Raw genomic sequence first — 21,841 nt, 5'->3', positions numbered from 1 at the left:
GGGGTACGTCCGTCGTCAGGTCGTCAGGTCGTCAGGTCGTCAGGGTCGTTCGTCCACGACCTCAAGGTTGACGAACCTGGGCTCGGAGGTGCACATCTCCCGGAACTTCTGGGCGGTGCGCTGCGTCTCCGGCAGGTCATTGTTGACCATGGCCTGCTCGTACGACGGGAATTCGATGATGTCCACGTAGTGCCCGCTCTTCTCGCGGTCCCGGCCGTGGATTTCCCGGGACATCGTGCGCTTTCCTTCCGTCGCCTGCATCCATTCGTCCATGACGCGGTTCAACTCGGCCTCGTCATGCTTGGTTTCGTATTCGATGAGCTGCACGAACGTCATAGTTCTCAGCTTCCCTTCGCGTACTCCTCGGCCATGCCGCCGGCGAAGTCGTAGACGATGACCTGCTCGTCCCCGACGACCCAGGCGTCGTGTCCCGGCGGGCAGACGAAGACGTCGCCGGCGCCCACCTCGGACTCCTGGCCGCCGTCCATCAGGATGTGCAGGCGGCCCTTAACGACGATTCCGTTGTGGTGCACCATGCAGGTGTCGGTACCCGCCAGGGGTTTCACCGACTCCGTCCAGCGCCAGCCCGGCTCGAACGTGGCGATGGCGAAGTCCAGGCCGGTCATGTGAATCGCTTCGAGGTGACCGCGCGGGAAATCGCGCCGCTCATCCGGCTTCTCGACAGTCTTTACTTCCAGCATCGCGATAGCTCCCTTCTTGCCGCCATTCCAGTGTGCGCTCCATGAGCGTCACGCGGCAAGGCAGGGAATTCTCGGGTCGTCCTACACGCCTGAGTACGAGTGCAGACCGTCGACGAAGATGTTCACCCCGTAGTAATTGAAGAGGAAGCACAGGAACGCGGCGATCGCCAGATAGGCCGCCTTGCGGCCCTTCCACCCGGCCGTCGCGCGCGCGTGCAGGTAACAGGCGTACGCGACCCAGGTGATGAACGACCAGACCTCCTTGGGGTCCCAGCCCCAGTAGCGGCCCCAGGCGCTCTCCGCCCAGATCGCGCCCGCGACGATCGTGAACGTCCAGAACGGGAAGACCGCCGCGTTCACCCGGTACGCGAACTTGTCCAGCGACGCCGCCGCCGGCAGCCGGGCGAGCACCGAGCGCGCGAACGAACCGGGCTGCGGGCCCTTCGGGTCGGCGAGCTTCGCCTCGTAGCGGTCGCGGAAGAGGTAGAGGACCGTCGCGACCGCGCCCAGGTAGAACAGCGCGCCGCACGCGATGGCGAGCGAGACGTGGATCCACAGCCAGTACGAGTCGAGCGCGGGCACCAGCTGGTCGCTGTCGGTGTAGAGCACCGACACCGCCAGGCCCAGGTCCAGCAGGACCGTGGTCACCAGGGGCAGGCCCAGCCAGCGGACGTTCTTGCGGGCCACCAGGAAGCCGAGGTACGCGGCGACCGCCACCATGGAGAACGTCGTGGAGAACTCGTACATGTTGGCCCACGGCACCCGCTCCACCGACAGGCCGCGCGTCAGCACCCCGGCGGCGTGCAGCGCGAAGGCCAGCACCGTGAGGGAGATCGCGAAGCGGCCGTACAGGTCGCCCTGGTCGTTGCCGCCCGCGGCGCCCGGCCCGTCGGGTACGTCCCGGCTCCCGGCGGGAGCGCGGGTGACGACCTTCGGCCGCTCCAGCACGGCGGTGCCGCCGCCGCGCTGCTTGACCGTGACGGTCACGCCGGGCGTGTCACCGCCGGCCGCCTGCCCGGGGCTGAGCGCGGCGGAGGTCGTGGCCACCCGGCTACGGCTGCCGAAGACCCACTCCCCGACATGCGCGAAGAAGGCGAGGGCGTAGACGGCCATCGCCGAGTAGATGAGGACGTTGCTGATGTCCGCCAGGTTCTGGTTGGTCGCGGCAGCGATGTTCACGCGCGCGCTCCTTCATCGGGCTTGGCTTCGGGGCCTTCGGGTTCTTCTGACTGGGTCTTGGACTCGTTCTCGTCGGACTCGTTCTCATCGGCCGCGGTCTCGTCGTCCGCGTTCTCATCGTCCGCGGGCTCCTCGGACGTGCCTTCGGACTCTACGGACTCTACGGACTTCGCACCGCCCGCCGCGGACCCACCCCCGGCCGCGCCGGACTTGTCCCCGGCGCCGTCCGCGGACTTCCCGCCCTCGGCGCCGTCCCCGGACACCCCGTCGTCCTCCGCCGCCGGCGCCCCGTCCGTCTGCAGCTCCACCGCCAGGTCCGCCAGCTCCTCCGGCAGCCGCGCGCTTTCGCTGCGCCCCAGCCCCGCCAGCTCCACGACCGTACGACCGTCCGCCCCCGCCGCCGTACGCAGCCACACGCGCCGGCGCTGGATGAACAGCGACCCGGCGAGGCCGACGATCGCGAGGATGGAACCGGACAGCGCCCAGTAGTTGCCGGGCTGCTGGGAGATCTGGAAGCTGGCCCAGCGCTCCAGGCGCTCGAACTTCAGCGTCCCCGCCCCGTTCGGCAGCGTGAACGTGTCGCCGGGGCGCAGCGCCTTCTTCAGCGGCTCGCCGTTCTTGTCCTTGAACTGCTTCAGCCGCTCGGTGTCGAGCTGGTACACGTTCTGCGGCACACCGGAGTCGATGCCGAGGTCGCCGCGGTAGGCGTTGAGGAACAGCGCCGGGTACTTCGGCCCCGGGAACTGCGAGACCATGCCCTGCTTGCTGTAGCCGCCGAATGTCGGGGTGAAGAAGCCCTGGAAGGCGATCTGCGTCTTCTCGCCGTTCTCGTCGCGGTAGTCCGGGACCTTGATCGCGCCCGTGGAGGTGTGGTTGCCGTCCTGCGGCAGGAACGCCACCGGGCCGCTGAACGCCACGTCGCCCTGGCCGTCGCGGACCGTGACGACGGGCGCGTAGCCGTGGCCGATGAGGAAGACCTTGGTGTCGTCGATCTGCAGCGGGTGGTTGACCTCGACACGGTCCGTGTGCCGCTCGCCGTCGGCGCCCTTCCACCAGGTCAGGTCGGCGTAGAACTCGCGCGCCGTGCCGCGCTGCGGCCCGTCCTCCTCGAACGTCGCCGTGAAGTCGTCCAGCGTGAAGCCGAAGGAGTCGAGGTCGGCGCCGAAGGCGGAGTCCTGGAAGTCGTCGTACTGCGTGAGGGTGTTGGCGAAGCCGTCGCCCTCGACGATCAGCTTGCCGCCCTCGACGCGGAAGAGGTTGCCGGCGGCGAAGGAGACGAGCAGGACGAAGAGCGCGATGTGGAACAGCAGGTTGCCGGCCTCGCGCAGATAGCCCTTCTCCGCGGAGACCGCGCCGCCGCCGCCGTCGCTGCTGCTGCCGTCGCCGGCCGGCGCCACGGCGTAGCGGAAGCGGCGCCGCCGGAAGATCCGCTCGGCCGCCTCGCGCACCTCGGCCTCGTCGGCTTCCGTCTCCCAGGTGGTGTACGCGGGCAGCCGCGTCAGGTTGCGCGGGGCGCGCGGCGGGCGGGCGCGGAGCTGGCCGACGAACTGCCAGGAGCGCGGGACGATGCAGCCGGCGAGGGAGACGAACAGCAGAATGTAGATCGCCGAGAACCACACCGAGCTGTAGACGTCGAAGAGCTGCAGCTTGTCGTAGATCGGCGCGAGCGTCCCGTGCCGCTCACGGAACTGCGTGACGGCGATCTCGTCGACCGGCGTCTGCGGGATGAGCGACCCGGGCACGGCGCCGAGCGACAGCAGGAAGAGCAGTATCAGCGCCACCCGCATCGACGTCAGCTGCCGCCAGAACCAGCGGGCCCACGCCACCAGCTCCCGCCCGAACGAGCCGCCCTGCGGCTCGGGGCTCTGCGGCGAGTCGTCGACCGGCGCCGTCGACAGCTGGGACGCGGCGGCCGTCAGCTCGCGCTCGTCGGTCGTGGTCATGGCTCAGACCTCCACCGTGAAGTTCGACGACCAGACCTGCATCTCGTTGATGATGCGGTCCCAGGCGCCCGTGAGCAGCAGGATGCCGGTCACGACGAGCATTCCGCCGCCGATCCGCATGACCCACACATAGTGCTTCTTGACCCAGGAGAACGCCCCGAGCGCCCGCCGGAAGGCGATCGCGGCGACGATGAACGGCAGCCCCAGGCCCAGGCAGTACGCCACCGTCAGCAGCGCGCCGCGGCCGGCGCTGGCCTCGTTCGTGGACAGCGCGAGCACCGAGATCAGCGTCGGCCCGATGCACGGCGTCCAGCCGATGCCGAAGACCATGCCGAGCATCGGCGCCCCGGCCAGCCCCACGGAGGGCCGCTTGTGGAGCCGGAACTCCCGCTGCGTGAACCCGCCGAGCGTACGCCCCAGCACGCCCATGAACATCAGCCCGAGCAGTATCGTCAGCGCCCCGACGACCTTGGAGATCGTCTCCCGGTGCTCCAGGAGGTTGTTGCCGACGCCGCCGAAGAAGGCGCCCGTCGAGACGAAGACCGCGGTGAAGCCGAGGACGAAGAGCCCGGCGCCGGCGGCCATCCGGCCGCGGCGGGCGTGCTCCAGGTCGGTGCCGCTGACCCCGGTGACGTAGCTGAGATAGCCGGGGACGAGCGGCAGTACGCAGGGCGAGAAGAAGGACACCAGGCCGCCGAGCACCGCGACCGGCAGGGCCAGCAGCAGGGCCCCGGTCAGCACGGTCTGGTTCGGCTCCATGGCGCTACGTCACTTCTCCTCGATGACCGGTTCGAGCGCCTTGCGCAGCTGCTTCTCGGAGAGCGGCGTGAGGGCCCGTACGGCGATCTTCCCCTCCCGGTCGAGGATGAGCGTGGAGGGGATGGCCTGCGGCGACAGGGTGTTCTTCGGGAACTTCAGGATCAGCTTGCCGCTCGGGTCGTACAGGCTCGGGTACTCGATGCCGAAGTTGCGGTCGAACGCCTGGGCGTTGGCCACTTCGAGGTCGCGGGTGTTGATGCCGACGAACTGCACGCCGCGGTCGGCGGTGTCCTCGGACACCTTGCGCAGGTTCGGCGCCTCGGCGCGGCAGGGGGCGCACCAGGAGCCCCAGACGTTGAGGACGACGACCTTGCCGCGGTAGTCGGCGAGCGCGAGCCGCTCGCCGTCGGTGGTCTCGCCGGAGAGGTCCGGGGCGGCGAGGCGGTCGCCCGCCTCGACCACGGTCAGCTCACCGGTGCCGCTGACGTACTGGGTGTCGCCACCGGAGGACGTCGCGTCGTCGCCGCACGCGGTCAGCGCCAGCGCGCCGGCGGCGACCGCGGCGGTGGCCGCGAGAGCCCGGCGGTGGTGCCTCCTCGCAGAAATCATGTGAAAAGTTTCGCATGGGCCCGAGGGGGATCTTCTCCACCCCCCTGTAGCGCCGCGGGGCGGGGGAGGGGTCCTGCTCAGGGGGTCTGGGTACGGATACGGGGCCGGGGCCCGCCGCGGCGAAGCACGCCCCACCACGGCGTACGGCGTACGACCTGCCGCCTGCCGCCTGCCGCCTGCCGCCTGCCGCCTGCCGCCTGCCGCCTGCCGCCTACGGCCGCGGGGCGTTGGCGGCGGCGCCGCGGATGGCGCCGCGGCCGAACCTGCGCTGCGCGCCCGCGCGCAGGTGCGGCGGCACCAGGTCACGGGCCGGCTCGTGGTAGCCGACGGAGACGATGTCGTCGCCGTCGAACGTGAACGTCGTCAGCGACGCCAGCGTGCACTGCCGCGACCGCGGGTCGTGCCACAGCCGCCGCCCCTCGGCGAAGCTGCGCAGCACCCAGATGGGCAGCTGGTGGCTGACGCAGACCGCCTCGTGGCCCCGGGCGGCCTCGCGCGCGGACTGCAGCGCGCCCGTCATCCGTACGACCTGCGCGACGTACGGCTCGCCCCAGGAGGGGCGGAAGGGGTTGGCGAAGTACTTCCAGTTCGCCGGCTTGCGCAGCGCGCCGTCGCCGACGCCGAACGCCTTGCCCTCGAAGACGTTGCCCGCCTCGATGAGCCGGTCGTCGGTCGCGACGTCCAGGCCGTGCGCCTTCGCCACGGGCGCGGCGGTCTCCTGCGCGCGCTCCAGCGGGGAGGCGACGACGTACCGGATGTCACGGCCGGCGAGGTGGTCGGCGACCCTCTCGGCCATCTGCCGGCCCAGGTCGGACAGGTGGTAGCCGGGGTTGCGGCCGTAGAGGATGCCGTCGGGGTTGTGGACCTCACCGTGGCGTACCACGTGCACGACGGTGAGGATCTCTTCATCTTTACCGCGCATGTCCGCCATTGTGGAACGCCCTACTCCCGGGTTCCCGCGTCGCCCCCGGCTTCGGCCGCTTCGGCCGCCGCGCGGGCGGCCACCGGCAGCGCGGCGGCGATGCGCTCGACCTCCGCGTCGCCGATCGCCGTGGAGACGAACCAGCACTCGAAGGCGGACGGCGGCAGGTACACGCCCTCGGCGAGCATCGCGTGGAAGAACGCGGTGAACTGCTCCGTACGCTGCGCCTTCGCGCCCTCGTAGTCCGTGACGGGGGAGTCGGAGCCGGTGAAGAAGACGGAGAACATGTTGCTCGCCGCCTGCACCCGGTGCCCGACGCCCTCCTTGCCCAGCGCCTCCGTGATGAGCTGCCGGAGCTGCCGCGAGACGGCGTCCAGCTTCTCGTACGCCGCGTCGTCCAGCAGCCGCAGCTGCGCGAGCCCGGCGGCGGTGGCGACGGGGTTCCCGGAGAGCGTGCCCGCCTGGTACACGGGCCCGGCGGGCGCGAGCCGGCCCATGACGTCCGCCCGGCCGCCGAAGGCGGCGGCGGGGAAGCCGCCGCCCATGACCTTGCCGAAGGTCATCAGGTCCGGGGTCACGCCGTCGACCCCGTACCAGCCGGCCCTGGACGTACGGAAGCCGGTCATCACCTCGTCGGACACGTACAGCGCGCCGTACTCGGCGCACAGGTCCTTCAGCCCCTGGTTGAAGCCGGGCAGCGGCGGCACCGCGCCCATGTTCCCGGGGGACGCCTCGGTGATCACGCAGGCGATGTCGCCGGGGTGCTCGTCGAACGCCGCGCGGACGGCTGCCAAATCGTTATACGGCAGTACGAGCGTCTCGCCGGCCTGCGCCCCGGTGACCCCCGGGGTGTCCGGCAGCCCCAGGGTGGCGACCCCGGAGCCGGCCGCGGCGAGCAGCGCGTCGACGTGTCCGTGGTAGCAGCCGGCGAACTTCACGACCTTCGCCCGGCCGGTGAACCCGCGCGCCAGCCGGATCGCCGACATCGTCGCCTCGGTGCCCGAGGAGACGAGTCGTACCTGCTCAGCGGGGCCGACCCGGGAGACGATCTCCTCCGCGAGCGCCACCTCGCCGGCCCCCGGAGTGCCGAACGACGTACCGCGCGCGACGGCCTCCTGCACCGCGGCGGTCACCTCGGGATGCGCATGGCCGAGGATCATCGGCCCCCACGAGCACACGAGGTCGACGTAACTGCGACCGTCGGCGTCCGTCAGGTACGGACCCTTCCCCGACACCATGAACCGGGGCGTACCGCCCACGGCGCGGAAGGCGCGCACCGGAGAGTTCACGCCGCCCGGCGTCACGGCGGCGGCACGGTCGAAGAGCTTCTGCGAGACTGGAGCCTGGTACGGATAAGTCACGCAAGCCATGGTCTCAGAGTTGCAAGGCGACCCGCGCGGGGGTGTTTCGCGGGCCCGCTGCTGGGGATGTAGCTGAGACGATGATCGGGTTGCGCGGCGGGGGCAGTGCACATCTGAAAGCAGTCGGGTGGAGATATGCATCGCGGTGGCGAACTGGGCGAGGGGACCGATGACCGAGGGCCCCGGCGCGCCAGGTCGGGACGCCATCGCCGGGTGAACCACGGCGGCGAGGGCGTGAACAAGAACGACAGCCGGTCGGGCGGCGTGACGTACAAGTACTTCGGCGCGCCCGACGGCGCGACGGCCGCCCGCGTGCCCATCTCCATGCGCCCGGAGGAACTCGGCGGCGACGAACTCGGCCAGGGCGGCCTCTTCGCCAAGGTGAAGCCCGAGACGATGTCCGCGATGGTCCTCACCGGCATCGAGGGCATACCACTCCACAAGGTCCCGCCCCTGGAACTCGTCGTCCTCCACCCCGACTACGCGGTGGTCCGCCTCCCCATGACGGTCGTCGACCCGCTCCGCGGCATCGGCGAGGAGGAGGTCGGCGCAGCCGCCTTCATCTGGTCCACGGTCCCCGACCGCGGCGGCCCCCGGGACGCCTTCGACGTCTACCGGATGCTCCACGAATGGCAGGAGTTCGCCGACCGCCTCCACGAGGCGGGCCACCAGCCGTACTGCTTGGTGTGGCCCTGACCTAGGGTTTCATGGACTTAGGGGCTCAGGCCGCCGTCATCGAACGCGGACGGATCGTCATCGTCACCGGCGACGGCAACGGGCAGTACAGCAACCGCGGCTTCAGCTTCCAGGGCATCGGATAGCGGCACGGCCCACCAGCTGCGAACTCGCGGACGCACCGAGAGCAGGTCGGCGGCCTTGCCCAGTAGACAGGCCGACGACCTGCACTCGTGCTGCCACAGCCGTCCGCGGCGGGCACCCCGCAGCAGCGGCCGGGCCGTGCCCCCGGTCGGCCCGGTCAGCCGATGACCAGGGAGCGTGCGTTCTCCGGCCAGTCGAAGGTTGCGTTGCCTGAGCGGATGGTGGCGAGCCGCTGGAACGATCCCGACGGCATGTTGAGGTCGTTGTCGGGGTTGCAGGGTGCGTCGATGAGCATCAGGTCCTGGTCCGTGTCGTTCTGGAACTGCTTCACCACTTGGTGCAGGAACCGCTCGCCGGTGTGCTCCCGTTTGTACCGGGCGTCCTCGGCGATGGTGTGGCAACCCGGGGCCGGGTTCTCCACGGTGACCTGGTACTGCCTCTCTTGCGCGGAGTAGTAGTCGGTTCTGTTGGGGTCGGTTTCGGAGATGCTGTACATGTTCCAGGTGAGGGTGCCCTCGGCGGCTTGCGCGGGGGTGCCGGTGGACAGCGCCAGGGCGAAGGCGGCGAGGCAGGCGGCAACGAGCGGAAGACGGGCCACGTCATCCCTTTCTGTGTCGAATTTGCCACACAGTGTCGTGTATGCGTGTAAACGACTACCAGGGCCGCACTTCTCCCTCGCCGCACGACACGCGGGATCGCCTGACGCCGGACCTCCGCCCGCCGCCGGCTTCGCCCGCATTCCGGCAGGTGGCCCTGCCCGGCGACAAGTGGGCCATCGACGGGGTGCCCTTCACGTTCGGCGGGCAGCGCTGGTTCGTGTGGTCGGGCTGGGCCGGCGACACCAACGTCGAACAGAACCTCTACGTCGCCCGGATGAGCAGCCCCACGGCGGCCACCGGCAGCCGCTACGTACCTGCGGCTGAGGGCCGGCGGCGACCCCCACGTACGTCTGGGACTGGTACAAGAGCAACGGCTGCCTGTTCGGCTCGTACACGCCGTCCATGATGTCCGGCTGGACGCCGAAGGTGAACGTCGACGGTCCCGGCCACCACACATTCATCGACGGGGCCGAGGGCCTGTCCGTGGGGGAGGGGTCGGGTGGTAGAGCGGTGGGGCCGCTGGTGTCTCAGGCGCCGTGGGTCCCCGGGGTGCCGTACCGGGCGAGCATGGTCAGCACCGCTTGGTCGACCGCGTTGGTGACGGCGGAGTCGTCGGGCTCCCAGCGTGCGAGCAGCATCCGCGGCCAGAACACGTAGTTGGAGATCATTCCGAGGAACTGGGTCGCCGCCATCTCGGCATCGTCAAGCCGGGCTGTACCAGCGGCGTTTGCCGCTTCCAGGTAGCGGCGGACCGATTCGAAGTAGGGCATCTTGCCGAGCTTGAACTGGGTCTCGCCGAGCTCCGGGAAGCGCGGCACCTCGGCGATGACGATGCGGAAGAGGGCGGCCATGCCGGGCTGGGTGAGAAGCGCCACGTATCGGCGTCCGATGGCCTCAAGCCCTGCGCGGAGGTTCCCTGGCTCGGGGAGGGGCGCCTCCTCGTCGTCCACCTTCCAGTGTTCGGTGACGATCGCCTCGAACAGGGCCGCCTTGGTGGTGAACTGCTTGAACAGAGTTGCCCTGGACACTCCGGCCGCCTCGGCGATGCGGGCCAGCGAGGTGCCGTCGTAGCCGGAGTCGAGGAAGAGCTTCGTCGCTGCCTCGACGATGGCCGTCCGCTTCTGCGCTGCCACGCGCCGGTGGTACTCCGAAGGCTGTGCCGTCATGCCCTCCAGTATGGCTCTTATTGCGAGGTGAGTCACTTGACTCACCTCTGGTCCTGCTCTTACCTTGAGAGAGGAGGTGAGTCACTCGACTCACCATTAATGTGGCTTGGGAGAGATGCATCATGGGACGCTTTGAGGGCCAGACCGTCATCGTCACGGGCGGCAGCGGGGGCATGGGCAGCAGTCATGTGCAGGGCTACCACGCCGAGGGGGCGAACGTCGTCATCGCCGGCCCCGACGACGACGCCGGCCGCGAACTCGCTGCTCGGCTCGGTCATCGGGCTCTGTCCGTCCACCTGGATGTCACCAGCGAGGACGACTGGGCGGCGGCGGTGCAAAAAGTCGAAGGCCACTTCGGGCCGATCACCATCCTGGTGAACAACGCGGGAGTCCAGAACCCGGCGGCTCCTATCGAGCACACCGAACTCCGCACCTGGGAGCACACCTTCAGCGTCAACGTCACCGGCCAGTTCCTCGGCATCAGGGCCGTGGCTCCGTCGATGCGCAGGGGCGGTGGCGGAACCATCGTCAACATCGCCTCGACCATGGCCCATATCGGCACGGCCTTCTACGCCCCCTACACCGCCAGCAAGTGGGCGGTGCGCGGGCTGACCAAGACGGCCGCGCTGGAGCTGGGGCGGGACAACATCCGGGTCAACTCCATTCACCCCGGCGTCGTCTCCACACCGCTGATCAACGAACCCACCGTCGCAGGCCAGCCGGCCATCGCCGACTTCTACTCGCCCGACCCCTTCGCCATACCCCGCCTCGCCGAACCCTCTGACATCACCCGCCTGTTGCTCTTCATCACCTCTCAGGACGCATCTTTCGCCACGGGCTCGGAATTCGTCCTGGACGGGGGCCTGCTGCTCGGCCCTGCACTCCGACCTGAAGCCGACATCGCGGCTTGAGCCGGCATGCCGGTACGGAGTGTGCGGTCGGGGGCGCCCGACCGCACAGCCCTTAGTGGGCGCGGAACTCCGCGCGCTTGACGGCGGCGAGGAAGTCGTCCCAGGCGGTGGGGGTGAAGGCCAGGTGGGGGCCGTCGGGGTTCTTCGAGTCGCGCACGGGGACGGTGGTGGGGGTGGTGGCGACCTCGATGCAGTCGCCGCCGTTGTCACCGCTGTAGCTGCTCTTGCGCCAGTCCGCGGCCACCTCGATGCAGTTGCCGCCGTTGTCGCCGCTATAGCTGCTCTTACGCCACGTCTTGGCCATGCTGCCGGTATCCCTCCATGAACTCACCGATCAGAGCGGCGGATTCGCGGGCCGACAGAGCGTCAGCCCTGAGCAAATCATAGGTGCGCAGGTGGCGCTCGTAGACCGCTGGATCCTCGCCGAAGTGCCCGCGGTCGAGAGACTCGGAGTAGACGCACCTGTAGTCGTCAGGCAGGGTGATCAGCGACATCGAGGTGTTGGGTCGGACGAGTTCTGGCCGGTCGGCCGGGGCTACCTGGATCTGGATGTTGGTCCGCTGACCTGCGGAGAGCAGGTGCTGGCACTGCTCGTGCATGACCTCCTGCCCACCGACGACGTTGCGCAGGCAGCTCTCGTCGAGCACGGCGATGCACAGCGGGCCCTCCGGCGAGAAAAACCTCTGCTGGCGGCTGAGCCTGGCGCGTACGCGTTCCTCGACCTTCTCCTCGTCGTGCGTGACGCGCGCGAACAGTGCTCGGGCGTACTGCTCGCTCTGCAGCAGGCCCGGCATGACCCGCTCCTGGTACGCCCGCAACGCCACGCACTCCGCGTCCATCTTCGCTCGCCGGTCGAACCAATCCGGATGCGCCACGTCCGGGTACCAGTCGACCTTCCGCCACAGCTTCATTAACAGTCCGTTACCACCCAGCGCCTTGTCGCACTTCGCCGCGAACGTGTCCGGCGGGACGCTCGTGGCCGCCTCGATCCTCGCGACGTACGACCGGTCGCAGGGGATGAGCTTCGCCAGCTCCGCCTGCGTCATGCCCGCTGCCTCGCGCAAGTGCCTCAGGACGTCGCCGAACATCTCCGCCGTCGTACCCGTCGCGCGATGGGTGGCGTTGCGTGGGGTCATGCCTGCCTCCCGTTCTCGTGACCTCTGTCACGTGCCTGGCCTTGCTTCCGGACACTCCGCTCCGAAAGCCTTACACCACGCAGCGTAACCAAGCGCTACGACAATACAGCCGCAAATCCCAAAGTGTCACTGTAATTCTGGAGTTGGTGTGGATGGCCGAGCATGGAGCGTGCGGTTCGGAGGGCACGGTGCGCGAGTGGTCGATGGGGTACGTGATGGCGCACAGGTCCGTGCCCCTCGTGCGGGTGCACGTCCGGCGGCAGTTGGCGCTGTGGGGGTGGGGCGGGGACGCGTACGACGCGGCGGTCGTGGTGTCGGAGCTGGTGACGAACGCGATCCAGTACGGGCGGCGGATCGGCCGGCGGGTGTGGGTGCGGCTGGCCGTACGGGAGGACGGGGCGCTGGTGATCGACGTGTCGGACCCGCAGGCGGAGCTACCGCCGCGGGTGCTGGACCCGTCGCCGCCGGGGCCGGAGGACGAGCGGGGGAGGGGGCTGTTCCTGGCGCGGGGGCTGGGGGCGGAGCTGTCGTGGTTTCCGCGCGAGTTCGTGGGCAAGACAGTGCGGGCGACGCTGGAGCCGGCGGCGGGGAGGCAGGCGCCGGGGCGGGCGGGGGACGGGGAACTCGGGGGAACCCTGAGACTTCCGTAGGGGTGCGGCTGGCCCTGAGGTCGTAGATCGGGGACCGCGCGGTTCCGTCCCGGGGCCGACGTTTCCACAGGTGATCCGCGGCAGCCTGGATTGCATGAGCAGCGCTTCCATCGCCCCGCCGCGCGGGGCCGCAGACAGCCCGCGGGCCGCCGAAGCCCCGCGCCCCGACAGCCCGCCCATCGCAACCGTCGCCGCCCGCGCGACGCGGAACCGCCTCCACACGGCGTGGCGGGCGATCGCCGCGTTCGGCGGGGCGGTGGTCTCGGTGGTCGTCCTGGGGGAGTACGGGGACCGTTGAGGTTGGGCGGGGGCGTACGTGCCCGTGTGGCCTCCGGGTCTTACGGGCGTACGGGGCCTCGCGGATCTACGGGGTGGCCTTGCGGGCTACGGCCCTCGTGCTCCGGCACCCTGCCCCCCGGGGCCCGGCGGCGAGTTCTGCCGCACGCCGGCCGCGGTTTCGTCGCCGTACGCCCGAATTGCCCCGGCCTCCGGCGAACGCGACCCGCACCTCGACTCAACCTCAGGCCGACTCGGCCCGCTCCAGTGCGGCTGCCGCTCGGTGCCAGTGCGGGGGGCCCGGTTGCGGCGGTGGATCGGCGTTGTCAGTGGGGCGGCCTACCCTTGGGCGGGAGTGCGGGTGACGTGGGCTACGGGCGGGCCGGAGCGCGCGGCGGCGGGGGACACCACGGACATTGGCGGAGCCACGGACCGTGCGTGAGACGTATCTGAATCGGCGCTTACGAGGGCGCTCATACCTGCGCGGATCCGCCGTCGGCGAAGAACTCGGCACCGTTGACGTAGCTCGACGCGTCCGAGGCGAGGAACGTTGTCACGGCGGCGATCTCCTCGGGCTCGGCAAGCCGGCCGAGGGGAATAGCGCCTTCGGCCTGCTTGAGTATCTCGGATGGCACCAGCTCAAGCAGGCCAGGGGTGCGCGTACCGCCCGGGGAGACGACGTTGACCCGGAAGCCGTGTGTGCGCGCGCTGCGAGCCCAGCCGCGGGCGAGCGTGCGGATCGCGGCCTTCGACGCCCCGTAGACCTCAAGTCCCGGGTCGGGCCGTGTCGAGGCGGTCGAACCCGTCAGGATTACCGAGGCGTTGGTGCTGAGCAGCGGCAGCGCCTGCTGGAGGGTGAAGATCGTTCCCTTGACGTTGGTGGCGAACACCGAGTCGATGAGGTCTTCCGTCACCTCGCCGAATGGCGCCGCGATGCCGATGCCGGCGTTGGCGACCAGCACGTCGATGCGTCCGGCCTGGTCGCGCACGGTGCTGTAGAACGCATCGAGCTCTGAGGGCACCGAAGCATCGCAGACGACGCCGGTCACGCCAGGTCCGAGCTCGGCAACCGCGGTGTCGAGTGCGTCTTTGCGGCGACCGGTGATGAACACCGTGGCGCCCTCGTCGCGGAATGCGCGCGCGGTCGCGAACCCGATGCCGATGCTGGCCCCGGTGACCACGGCGACCTTGCCTTCCAAGACGGCCATGCCGCCCTCCCTCAAGTTATGGACTGTTGCGTCCACAACCTTCCCCGATATGGACCGCACAGTCAAGATTGCTTCGGCAACGGGGCTTCCCGGCGCGGCCCCGTAGACGGGCTGCGCAGGCTGCGGGCAGTTGTCCCGCACCCGCGACCTCTGGTCGGAGGTCGGACAACTGCGGGGCCACGCCACCGGCAGCGCGACCGCCGGGGCGGTATCGGCCTGCCGGGTCGCGATTCGAGTCGCCTGACGAGTGGCGGCGCGCAGGACCCCGGCCTGCGGAGCGCGTCCCTCCGCAGGGGCCGCAGCGCACAGCTTCAGGGCACGGCTTCAGGGCGCATCTTCAGGGCACGCCCCAGGGTGCGGAGCCGGTTGTGCAGGCCGTGGCGGTGCAGGTCGGCCGGTGCGTTGCCGCTACTGCGCCGAAGCGGGCAGCAGCCGTGCCAGGGCGGACTGGGCTATCACGGTGAGCGCTCCGACGTCCATGCCGGTGCGCCCGAGAGTGATGAGGCCGAGTTGCGCGACGAGCGCCGCGCGGGCGGTCTCGGAAGGGTCGATGCCGGGGTCGAGGTCGCCTTCGCTCTGGGCGCGCTCCAGCGCCGCGGTGAGGACGGCGGCGATCGCGTCATAGCTGCGGCGAGCCTCAGCCGCGACGTCCGGAGTGCTGGCGGCAAGCTCGGCGTTGCTGTTGGACAGCAGGCAACCCCGACGCGCAACTGCCCCGGTCGGATCGCCGGTCAGGCCGAGTACGAACTCGCGCACCACCTCGATCCCCCGCGCCGCGGAAACCAGACGCTCGCGCAGCATCAGCAGGTTCGCGTCGTCGTAGTCGCGCAGCACCCGCAGGAACAGGCTGCGCTTATCCCCGAACGCCCCGTAGAGGCTGCCTTTGCCCAGCCCGCTCACGCGCAGCAGGTCGTCCATCGATGTCGCCGCGTAGCCCTTGTTCCAGAACTCGTCACGGATAGCGAGAAGGACACGATTTTCATCGAACTCACGAGGTCGAGGCATACCCGCACAATACAAGTTCTGGACCGCATGGGCCACAATGGACTCCGGCGCCGACAGCGCCGACAGCGACAACAGCGCCGCCGCGATCGAGGCCGTCCGCGTCGTAGCCGCGGGCTGCCTGCTCTCCCCCCGCCGCGAGCCATCAACACCCGATACCCGCCTGGTCGATGGCCATGGCGACCTTCACCGGGGAATCCGACCACCGCTTGGTTGTGGCAACTTCGTGCTCCGCCACGGGACTGGTGGTATCCGCCGGTTCACGGCATGGTCGAGTCCATGCTTGGTGCGGCATCGACCCTCTCGCCATTCCACCGCCCCATGCCAGGCGGACGGCATGGGCGCGTCACACGTTGCGGCGTGTGATGGTGCCCTTACTCGCCGAGCCTCGTTCCAGTCGGCAGTCTGCGCGCTTGCCTCGGGCTGGGCCACGTGCACCCATTCCACGCATCAAGCGATTCTCTCAAGAAAGGGACGCACCCTATGAAGACGTTCGGAGATTCTCCGGTCTCAGGCTTCTTACCGCGGCGCAGATCGCTACTGCTCGGTGGGTTCGGCGGTGCCGCGACGGCGGCGCTGGGCGCCCTGGGGCACAACGGGACGGCCGCCGCCAGCCAGTCCAGTCGCTCGGCGGCGGAGTCGGTCGCGGACTTCGATATGGATACCGGCAACTTCATCCGGGACGTGATCTCCCGGTTCCATCCGGGTCACCCGCTGTACGCGGACATCGTCGGCCCCATGGATGTGACCATCTCGCAGAGATACATCCATCTGTCGGTGATCTCGTGGTTCGACGCGGTGGCGCCCTACCACCCGACCGCCGTCGGCGTGTACTCCCGGCTCGGCCGCCGCCCCTCCAGCGAGTCCTCCACCAACAGGAACAGGAACATCGCCGCCCTGCATGCCAATTACCACGTGACTAAGGGCGTGGAGCCGGCATGGGAGCCACTCTTCCGGGAACTGATGACTGCGGTGGGCCTGGACCCCGACGACACGTCGGAGGACAGGACCAGTCCGGTCGGCATCGGCAACCTGGCCGGCAAGGCCGTCATCGCGGCCACCGAGCGGGACGGCATGAACCAGCTCGGCGACGAAGGCCGCAAGTACCACGGTCGGCCCTACGCGGACTACACCGGCTACCGGCCCGTGAACACCGCCTACGACCTGACCAACCCCTCGCGCTGGCAGCCGAAGCTGGGAACTCATCAACGCCGCCTCGCCAGCCCGGGACGGGGTGACAAGGGCATCTTCACCGTCCAGCAGTTCGTCACCCCGCAGTTGCGGCTGGCCAGGGCCCACACGTTCAAGGACCCCGGCCAGTACCCGCTCGCTCCGCCCGACCACGTCGATCACACCAGGCCCAGTGCGTACCGGCGTTCGGTGGACGAGATCCTGGAAGCGTCGGCCACGCTCACCGACGAGCGTAAAGTGACCGCCGAGTTCTTCGACAACAAGCTGCTGGGCGTCGGCTTGGCGGGGCAAGTCGCGGCTGATACCCGCGGTCTGGACCTGGACGGCTGGGTCCATTTGATGACCGGGATCTCGGTGGCGATTTACGACACACTGATCGCCGCCTGGCACTACAAGGCGAAGTACGACACGGTGCGACCGTTCAGCGCGGTCGCACACGTGTACGGCGACAGCCCTGTGACCGCCTGGGGTGGCCCCGGGATGGGGACGGTCGACGACATGCCCGCCAACGAGTGGGCCAGCTACCTGAACGTCGGAGACCACCCCGAGTACCCGTCAGGTTCCACGACGATCTGTGCCGCCCAAGCGCAGGTGGCGCGGCGCTTCTTCGACGATGACGTCCTGGACTGGAGGCAGCCCTTTACCGCCCGCTCGTCGGTGGTGGAGCCGGAGATCACGCCCACCAAGGACCTCGAACTTCACTGGCCCACCTGGACCGACTACAACCGGGACTGTGCCACCAGCCGGCTGTGGGGCGGCGTGCACTTCAAGAAGACGTCCGAGACGTCCATTCAGTTCGGTGAGCAGTTCGGCGACCTGGCCCACCAGTACGTGCAACGGCATATCAACGGCGACGTCGAGGACTGACCTCCGGCGGAGTCAGGTCGCGTCGAGATGGCGCCGATCAGCAGCGAGCCCTCGTTCGCGGAATGCCCCGCGGCGCGGCGCATGGTGGGAGTGCGCCGCGCCGCGGACGGCGCGGTTGGTGACGGCCGCGGTGCGACGACCGCGGCGCGACGGCCGCCCCGGCAGCACGGGCCCGGCGTTGTCGGAGGAGCGGCCTACCCTGGGGCGGGTGTGCGGGGATGGTTCGGTACCGGCACGGAGCCGCGGTCATCGCCCCCGCCGTACCTGTCGCCCCCCGTCCTACCCGCCGCATCCGTCCCAGCCGCGCACTACGCGAGTTCGTGAAAGAACTCGCTTCCGTACAGCACGCCCCACCCGTCGGCGACCAGCGTGCGGGCAACGTCGATCACCGCCGCGCGTCCCGGCGATCCCTCCTCGCTCCACAGTGTCCAGTTCGCGGAGAGCGCCAGTTCCACCTGGCCGTAGTTGGAGGCGTGCAGCGTGATCGGTGCGCGGGCAGCGAGTCGCCGCATCTGGCGGGTCGGCCCGGCGACCCACGCGGCGCCGTCCTGCCACTCGCAGGGCACATTCGTGACCCACCTCGTCTCGGCGACGTCCAGGGCGACGTTCGCGGGGGCATCCGGGGCATCCGGGGCATCCGGGGCGTACGGGCGGGGGACCCGTACGCGGGTGGCGTTGAACCACAGGTCCGTCCAGCCGACTTCGTGCGTGTCGGGCGCCGGAGAAGCCTGCGCCTGTGCGCGTACCAGCCAGGACCTGATGGCCTCAACGGACAGCCGGGGGACCGACTCGACGACCGGATCGACGTGCCAGGGGTCGACGACGTCGAGTGCCTGGTCGTGGGTCGGCCGGGCCGGGGAGCCTTCGTGGAGGAACCAGTGCGGGCGCTGCGGGCGGACGCCGGTCTCCGGGTAGACGGTCTCGCGGTCGAGGCAGCCGATGACGGCCTCGGCGCTGAGGGGCCGGACCAGCGGCCAGAGGCGCCGGATGCCGTGCATGAGCTGGTCGACGGTGGAGGCGGTGGAGGCGGTGGCCACGTCCGGTCCCGGCCCCGCACCTGCACCCCGCCCCACCGGCTCCGCGAGAGTGAGCGTTGGGCCACCGTCCTTGTGTTCGCGTACCACCCCTACCTGCCTGCGTCCGGCGTCGCGGCCTCTGTCAGCAGTCGCGGCAGCTCGGCCACCTCGCCCTCCAGGCCGGTTTCGGGAACGCTGACGTCAACCATGGCGGTGAGCCTACGCCGCGCACGCGGGACCCGCCCCGAGCCGGCCGCCACCCTGCCGTAGCGCCGTCACCAACGCCCTGGCCCTCACCGGTGCCGACGGCCCCGGTCGCGTCACCGCGACCGTCGCCCGCCGGGCCGGCGGCGCCCACAAGGCGGCGACAGCCAACCGCGCGCCCCTACGCTTCGCTGCTCACTCCGGCGCCCGCTCGGCCCCCGCCATGGCGGCGCCCACGAGCCGTGACTTCGTGCGCACGTACCCCCGTCCCTCTTCCATGGTGCTGATCAGCCGTGTTGGCCGTGCAGAGGATGACAGGGGGAGCCGGGGCTGGATCTTGCCGGAGTCTGACCAGGCCCTGCCGCACATTCGGCGTCGCCCGAAACACCTCCCCCCGCCCCGCCCCACCCCCGCACACTCCTGCCATAGCCCGGCGCCGCCGGTTCGGACCACAGGGGCGGCGTCGGCGCTCCATCCCGTACGGGGAACACGGGGAACACGGGAAACGGGCAGACCAGCAGGACCCCGGCAGTCGGGCAACCGGGCGGCACGGGGGAACGCACCACGGGGGAACGGGGACTGACGTGCGCGTACGTACCTACACAACCGCGGCGACGACAGCGCTCTGCGCGCTGCTCCTCGCCGCCGCCGCGACCGGCTGCGGCGTCGCCGACGGGGCCGAAGGCGGAGCGGGAGCCGGAGCGGGAGCCGGAGCGGGAGCCGGCGACGAGAGCCATCCGCGCTCCGCCACCCTCCGGGAACTCGCCCTTCTCGACCGGGCCGAGGAGACCCTCGTCGACCGGTGCATGGACCGCAACGGCTTCCGGTACCACCCCGCCCGCGTGGCCACCCGCGACGAGCTGCGCCAGTTCCCGTACGTCGTGGACGACCCCGCGTGGGCACGTGAGCACGGCTACGGTGGCGCACTCGACCGCGAGACCGCGCGCGAGCGCAAGGACAACCCCAACGCCGCGTACGTACGCACCCTGGCCCCCGACCGCCAACGCGCCTACCGCACCACCCTCTACGGCGACGCCACCGAGGCCCTGGAGGTCACCACACCCACCCGCGTGGACATCCGGCAGTCCCGCACCGGCTGCCTGGCCGAGGCACAGGGTGAGCTGTACGGCGACTTCCGCGAATGGTTCCGCGTCGACACCGTCGCCGCCAACCTCCCCGACCACGGCGCCGAACTGCGCCGCGCGCCGGCGTATCTGCGCGCGGTGGGGCAGTGGTCGGCCTGCATGACGGGCCGGGGGCACTCGTACGACAGCCCCGACGACCTGCGGCGCGAGCTGGAGGGGCGCGCGAGGGGCGTGAGCGCGGGCAAGGCGCACGCCGTCGAGGTGGAGCTGGCGACGGCGGAGGCGGAGTGCGCGCGCAGTACGCCGCTGGCGGGCACGGTCGAGCGCCTGACGCGGGAACTGGGACGGTCCGACCGAGTGCGGTACCGCACGGAGATCGAGGGGCGTGACCGGATGCGGCTGGTCGCGCTGGAGCAGGCACGGGCACGGGAGCTGCTGCCGCCGCGCTAGCGGCGTGCGGCCCCGCCCCCGCACAGAACCCCGCACAGAACCCACCCCATCACCACACCGATTGAGGAGAGTGAGATCACCCATGCGCAAGTACAAGCTGGCCCTGGCCGCCGCGGCGGCCGTCGCCTCCGCCGGGGCCCTGGTCCCGGCCACCACGGCCGCAGCCGACACCGCAGCCGACACCGCAGCCGACACCGCGACCGCCACCACCGAGGTACGCGACGTCTCGGTCCAGGACCGGGACTGCGAGGAGACCGCCGAGGACTTCGGAAACACCGGCACGGTCAACATGTACGACCGGCGCTACTGCGCCGGCTCGGCGATGTGCAAGGACTACGACAACGACAGCCACTACGGCCGCGGCGGCGCCTGCAGGGGCGGCGACAACAACGACACCAGCTCCGTCGTCAACCTGGGCTGGAACACCGTCAACGACGACGTGCTGTTCTACACGGGCTACTACAAGGTCAGCGGCGAGAGGACGTCCCTCTACTGCGTCAAGCGCGGGCAGTCGCTCTCCACGCTGGACTTGATCGACGGCAACAACAGGATCTCGTCCCACCGGTGGATCAACTGCTGACCGGTCTCGCCCGGCAGGAACAGACCCCGCCCGCGTACGTCCGGAGCCTTCCGGGCGTACGCGGGCGGCACGGCCTGCGTCCTCGCCGTCCACGCCCTACGCCTCGCAGATCTCCGGCGCCCGCTCCTTGATCCCCAGCAGGTCGAAGTAGTTCTGTCCCAGCGCGATCCGCCGGAACGCCTCGTCTCCCAGCGCCTTGTTGATGCGGCTGGTCACTTCCAGCTCCTCCTTGTAGACCCCGAAGTCCTTGTTCTGCGACGCGACGAAGTCCGTCCCCGGGATCGCCTGCTCCGGATACGCGTCGAAGAGCGCCGCGTACTTCTCCCGCACTCCCGGCTTGCTGAAGTACATGTCCTCCAGCACCCGCCAGCTCAGATCGAGCGTGAGGTTCGGGTAGCGGTCCAGGAGCCGCTTGAGGATGGCGATGTGCGCGTCGGGCTCCATGGCCGACAGCTCCTTGGAGAGCCCCATGTGCGCCCAGACGATCTCGTTGTGCGGATACAGCTCCAGCACGCGCTCCATCAGGTGCAGATAGCGCGTCGGCTCCCGGTCGTTGCCGAGGTCGGAGTGGATGGTGATCGGCATCCCGCGCCGGCGCAGCTCGTCCATGAACGGCGCCCACTCCTCGATGTCCTCCTCGTCCGCCGGCTCGTGGTGGTTGGGGAGGAGGGCCTGCTTGATGAGGTTGACCTCGCCCATCCACTGGAACATCCCCGGGAACTCCCGGTCGAGCAGCCGCATCCCGTCCATGACGGTCTCGGGCCGGGCCAGGTCGGGGTACGTCATGGACAGGGCCAGGTCGACGTCCTCCTGCTGGTGCTCGACGACGTTCTCGGCGTTGACGACGTCGTTCTTCAGGCTGGGGAGTACGGGCGTGCCGGGGCAGTCGAGGTAGTACGTGCAGTGGGAGTCCACGGGGAGCTTCTGGCCGATGCCGAAGACGCCGGCGTGCCGTACGCCGGTGCGCTTGAGGTAGCCGACCAGCTCGCGGAACGGGATGGCCTCGCCGCCGAAGGGCCGGAAGTGCAGGTGTCCGTCGACGACCGAGGTGTACGGCTCGGTCCGGCGGTCGAAGCAGTCCTGTTCGGTGGCGGACGCCGCGGACCCGGCGGTGGACCCGAGGACGACGGCGGCGGCGAGCCAGGTCGTGGCGGTGACGGCGGCCTTGCGACTCATGACGTACGGCACGCGGAACCCCTTCGGCGGT

The 21,841-nt window shown here is 70.0% G+C and carries 23 protein-coding genes; 7 read left to right on the top strand and 16 right to left on the bottom strand.

Translation table 11 applies throughout. The features are described from left to right. Positions 1–39 precede the first annotated feature (39 nt). The 8 genes from T328_RS29790 to hemL all read right to left on the bottom strand — a co-directional run bounded on the left by T328_RS29790 (position 40) and on the right by hemL (position 7,483). Positions 40–336 carry a hypothetical protein gene (locus T328_RS29790; protein ID WP_496499318.1) on the bottom strand — a complete coding sequence of 99 codons (297 nt, stop codon included), beginning with the start codon at positions 334–336 and terminating at the stop codon, positions 40–42. A gap of 5 nt (positions 337–341) precedes the next feature. Then, positions 342–701 (bottom strand): cupin domain-containing protein, encoded by a 360-nt coding sequence (locus T328_RS29785; protein ID WP_496499317.1) that lies wholly within the window; start codon positions 699–701, stop codon positions 342–344. 81 nt (positions 702–782) lie between these two features. After that, entirely contained in the window at positions 783–1,880 is a 1,098-nt protein-coding gene (ccsB, locus tag T328_RS29780; RefSeq protein WP_496499316.1) for a c-type cytochrome biogenesis protein CcsB, read from the bottom strand. Then, positions 1,877–3,823 (bottom strand): cytochrome c biogenesis protein ResB, encoded by a 1,947-nt coding sequence (gene resB, locus T328_RS29775; RefSeq protein WP_496499315.1) that lies wholly within the window; start codon positions 3,821–3,823, stop codon positions 1,877–1,879. Before resB ends, ccsB begins: the two co-directional genes overlap by 4 nt. Before the next feature lie 3 nt (positions 3,824–3,826). Beyond that, positions 3,827–4,582, bottom strand: coding sequence for a cytochrome c biogenesis CcdA family protein (locus T328_RS29770; RefSeq protein ID WP_496499314.1), 756 nt, complete (start codon positions 4,580–4,582; stop codon positions 3,827–3,829). Positions 4,583–4,591: 9 nt separating this feature from the next. Beyond that, a complete protein-coding gene (locus T328_RS29765) occupies positions 4,592–5,191 on the bottom strand; it encodes a TlpA family protein disulfide reductase (protein ID WP_496499313.1) in 600 nt (199 codons plus the stop codon). A 211-nt stretch (positions 5,192–5,402) separates the two neighbouring features. After that, positions 5,403–6,122 (bottom strand): histidine phosphatase family protein, encoded by a 720-nt coding sequence (locus T328_RS29760; RefSeq protein WP_496499312.1) that lies wholly within the window; start codon positions 6,120–6,122, stop codon positions 5,403–5,405. An 11-nt stretch (positions 6,123–6,133) separates the two neighbouring features. Next, entirely contained in the window at positions 6,134–7,483 is a 1,350-nt protein-coding gene (gene hemL, locus T328_RS29755; protein WP_496499311.1) for a glutamate-1-semialdehyde 2,1-aminomutase, read from the bottom strand. Between the two features lie 204 nt (positions 7,484–7,687). Between hemL and T328_RS29750 the strand changes: the two genes are divergently transcribed. Further along, positions 7,688–8,170, top strand: coding sequence for a hypothetical protein (locus tag T328_RS29750; protein WP_496499310.1), 483 nt, complete (start codon positions 7,688–7,690; stop codon positions 8,168–8,170). A 280-nt stretch (positions 8,171–8,450) separates the two neighbouring features. Here T328_RS29750 and T328_RS29745 read toward each other — a convergent pair whose 3' ends face one another. Then, positions 8,451–8,891 carry a hypothetical protein gene (locus T328_RS29745; protein WP_496499309.1) on the bottom strand — a complete coding sequence of 147 codons (441 nt, stop codon included), beginning with the start codon at positions 8,889–8,891 and terminating at the stop codon, positions 8,451–8,453. A 528-nt stretch (positions 8,892–9,419) separates the two neighbouring features. Then, complete coding sequence (locus T328_RS29740; RefSeq protein WP_496499308.1) at positions 9,420–10,058, bottom strand: TetR/AcrR family transcriptional regulator; 639 nt, start codon at positions 10,056–10,058, stop codon at positions 9,420–9,422. A 122-nt stretch (positions 10,059–10,180) separates the two neighbouring features. Here T328_RS29740 and T328_RS29735 point away from each other — a divergent pair, with 122 nt between their 5' ends. Continuing rightward, positions 10,181–10,969 carry an SDR family NAD(P)-dependent oxidoreductase gene (locus tag T328_RS29735; RefSeq protein ID WP_496499307.1) on the top strand — a complete coding sequence of 263 codons (789 nt, stop codon included), beginning with the start codon at positions 10,181–10,183 and terminating at the stop codon, positions 10,967–10,969. Positions 10,970–11,021: 52 nt separating this feature from the next. Here T328_RS29735 and T328_RS29730 read toward each other — a convergent pair whose 3' ends face one another. Then, positions 11,022–11,273, bottom strand: a complete 252-nt coding sequence (locus tag T328_RS29730) for a DUF397 domain-containing protein (protein ID WP_496499306.1) — start codon at positions 11,271–11,273, stop codon at positions 11,022–11,024. Further along, positions 11,254–12,057: a helix-turn-helix domain-containing protein gene (locus T328_RS29725; protein WP_496499363.1), complete on the bottom strand. Its 804-nt coding sequence runs from the start codon at positions 12,055–12,057 to the stop codon at positions 11,254–11,256. The genes T328_RS29730 and T328_RS29725 overlap by 20 nt, the downstream gene beginning before the upstream one ends. A gap of 200 nt (positions 12,058–12,257) precedes the next feature. Between T328_RS29725 and T328_RS29720 the strand changes: the two genes are divergently transcribed. Then, entirely contained in the window at positions 12,258–12,755 is a 498-nt protein-coding gene (locus T328_RS29720) for an ATP-binding protein (RefSeq protein WP_496499305.1), read from the top strand. Positions 12,756–12,849: 94 nt separating this feature from the next. After that, the gene (locus T328_RS29715; protein WP_496499304.1) at positions 12,850–13,053 is read left to right on the top strand and encodes a hypothetical protein; all 204 of its coding nucleotides are present in this window, start codon (positions 12,850–12,852) and stop codon (positions 13,051–13,053) included. Between the two features lie 451 nt (positions 13,054–13,504). Here T328_RS29715 and T328_RS29710 read toward each other — a convergent pair whose 3' ends face one another. Both T328_RS29710 and T328_RS29705 read right to left on the bottom strand, forming a co-directional pair. Then, positions 13,505–14,239, bottom strand: coding sequence for an SDR family NAD(P)-dependent oxidoreductase (locus tag T328_RS29710; RefSeq protein WP_496499303.1), 735 nt, complete (start codon positions 14,237–14,239; stop codon positions 13,505–13,507). 408 nt (positions 14,240–14,647) lie between these two features. Beyond that, on the bottom strand, positions 14,648–15,244 hold the full coding sequence (locus T328_RS29705) for a TetR/AcrR family transcriptional regulator (RefSeq protein WP_496499302.1): 597 nt from the start codon (positions 15,242–15,244) through the stop codon (positions 14,648–14,650). Positions 15,245–15,724: 480 nt separating this feature from the next. Between T328_RS29705 and T328_RS29700 the strand changes: the two genes are divergently transcribed. Beyond that, positions 15,725–17,299: a vanadium-dependent haloperoxidase gene (locus T328_RS29700; RefSeq protein ID WP_496499301.1), complete on the top strand. Its 1,575-nt coding sequence runs from the start codon at positions 15,725–15,727 to the stop codon at positions 17,297–17,299. 308 nt (positions 17,300–17,607) lie between these two features. On the opposite strand, the gene T328_RS29695 is transcribed toward T328_RS29700, so the two are convergent. Further along, a complete protein-coding gene (locus T328_RS29695; protein WP_496499300.1) occupies positions 17,608–18,336 on the bottom strand; it encodes a hypothetical protein in 729 nt (242 codons plus the stop codon). Between the two features lie 767 nt (positions 18,337–19,103). Here T328_RS29695 and T328_RS29690 point away from each other — a divergent pair. After that, positions 19,104–20,054 (top strand): hypothetical protein, encoded by a 951-nt coding sequence (locus tag T328_RS29690; RefSeq protein ID WP_496499299.1) that lies wholly within the window; start codon positions 19,104–19,106, stop codon positions 20,052–20,054. Between the two features lie 82 nt (positions 20,055–20,136). Further along, on the top strand, positions 20,137–20,634 hold the full coding sequence (locus tag T328_RS29685) for a hypothetical protein (protein WP_496499298.1): 498 nt from the start codon (positions 20,137–20,139) through the stop codon (positions 20,632–20,634). A gap of 96 nt (positions 20,635–20,730) precedes the next feature. Here the strand turns inward: T328_RS29685 and T328_RS29680 are convergent, their stop codons facing one another. Next, positions 20,731–21,822, bottom strand: a complete 1,092-nt coding sequence (locus T328_RS29680; RefSeq protein ID WP_496499297.1) for an amidohydrolase family protein — start codon at positions 21,820–21,822, stop codon at positions 20,731–20,733. Positions 21,823–21,841: the final 19 nt, after the last annotated feature.

The organism is Streptomyces sp. CNX435 (assembly GCF_059570575.1).
This window is presented reverse-complemented; position numbering and strand designations above follow the sequence as displayed.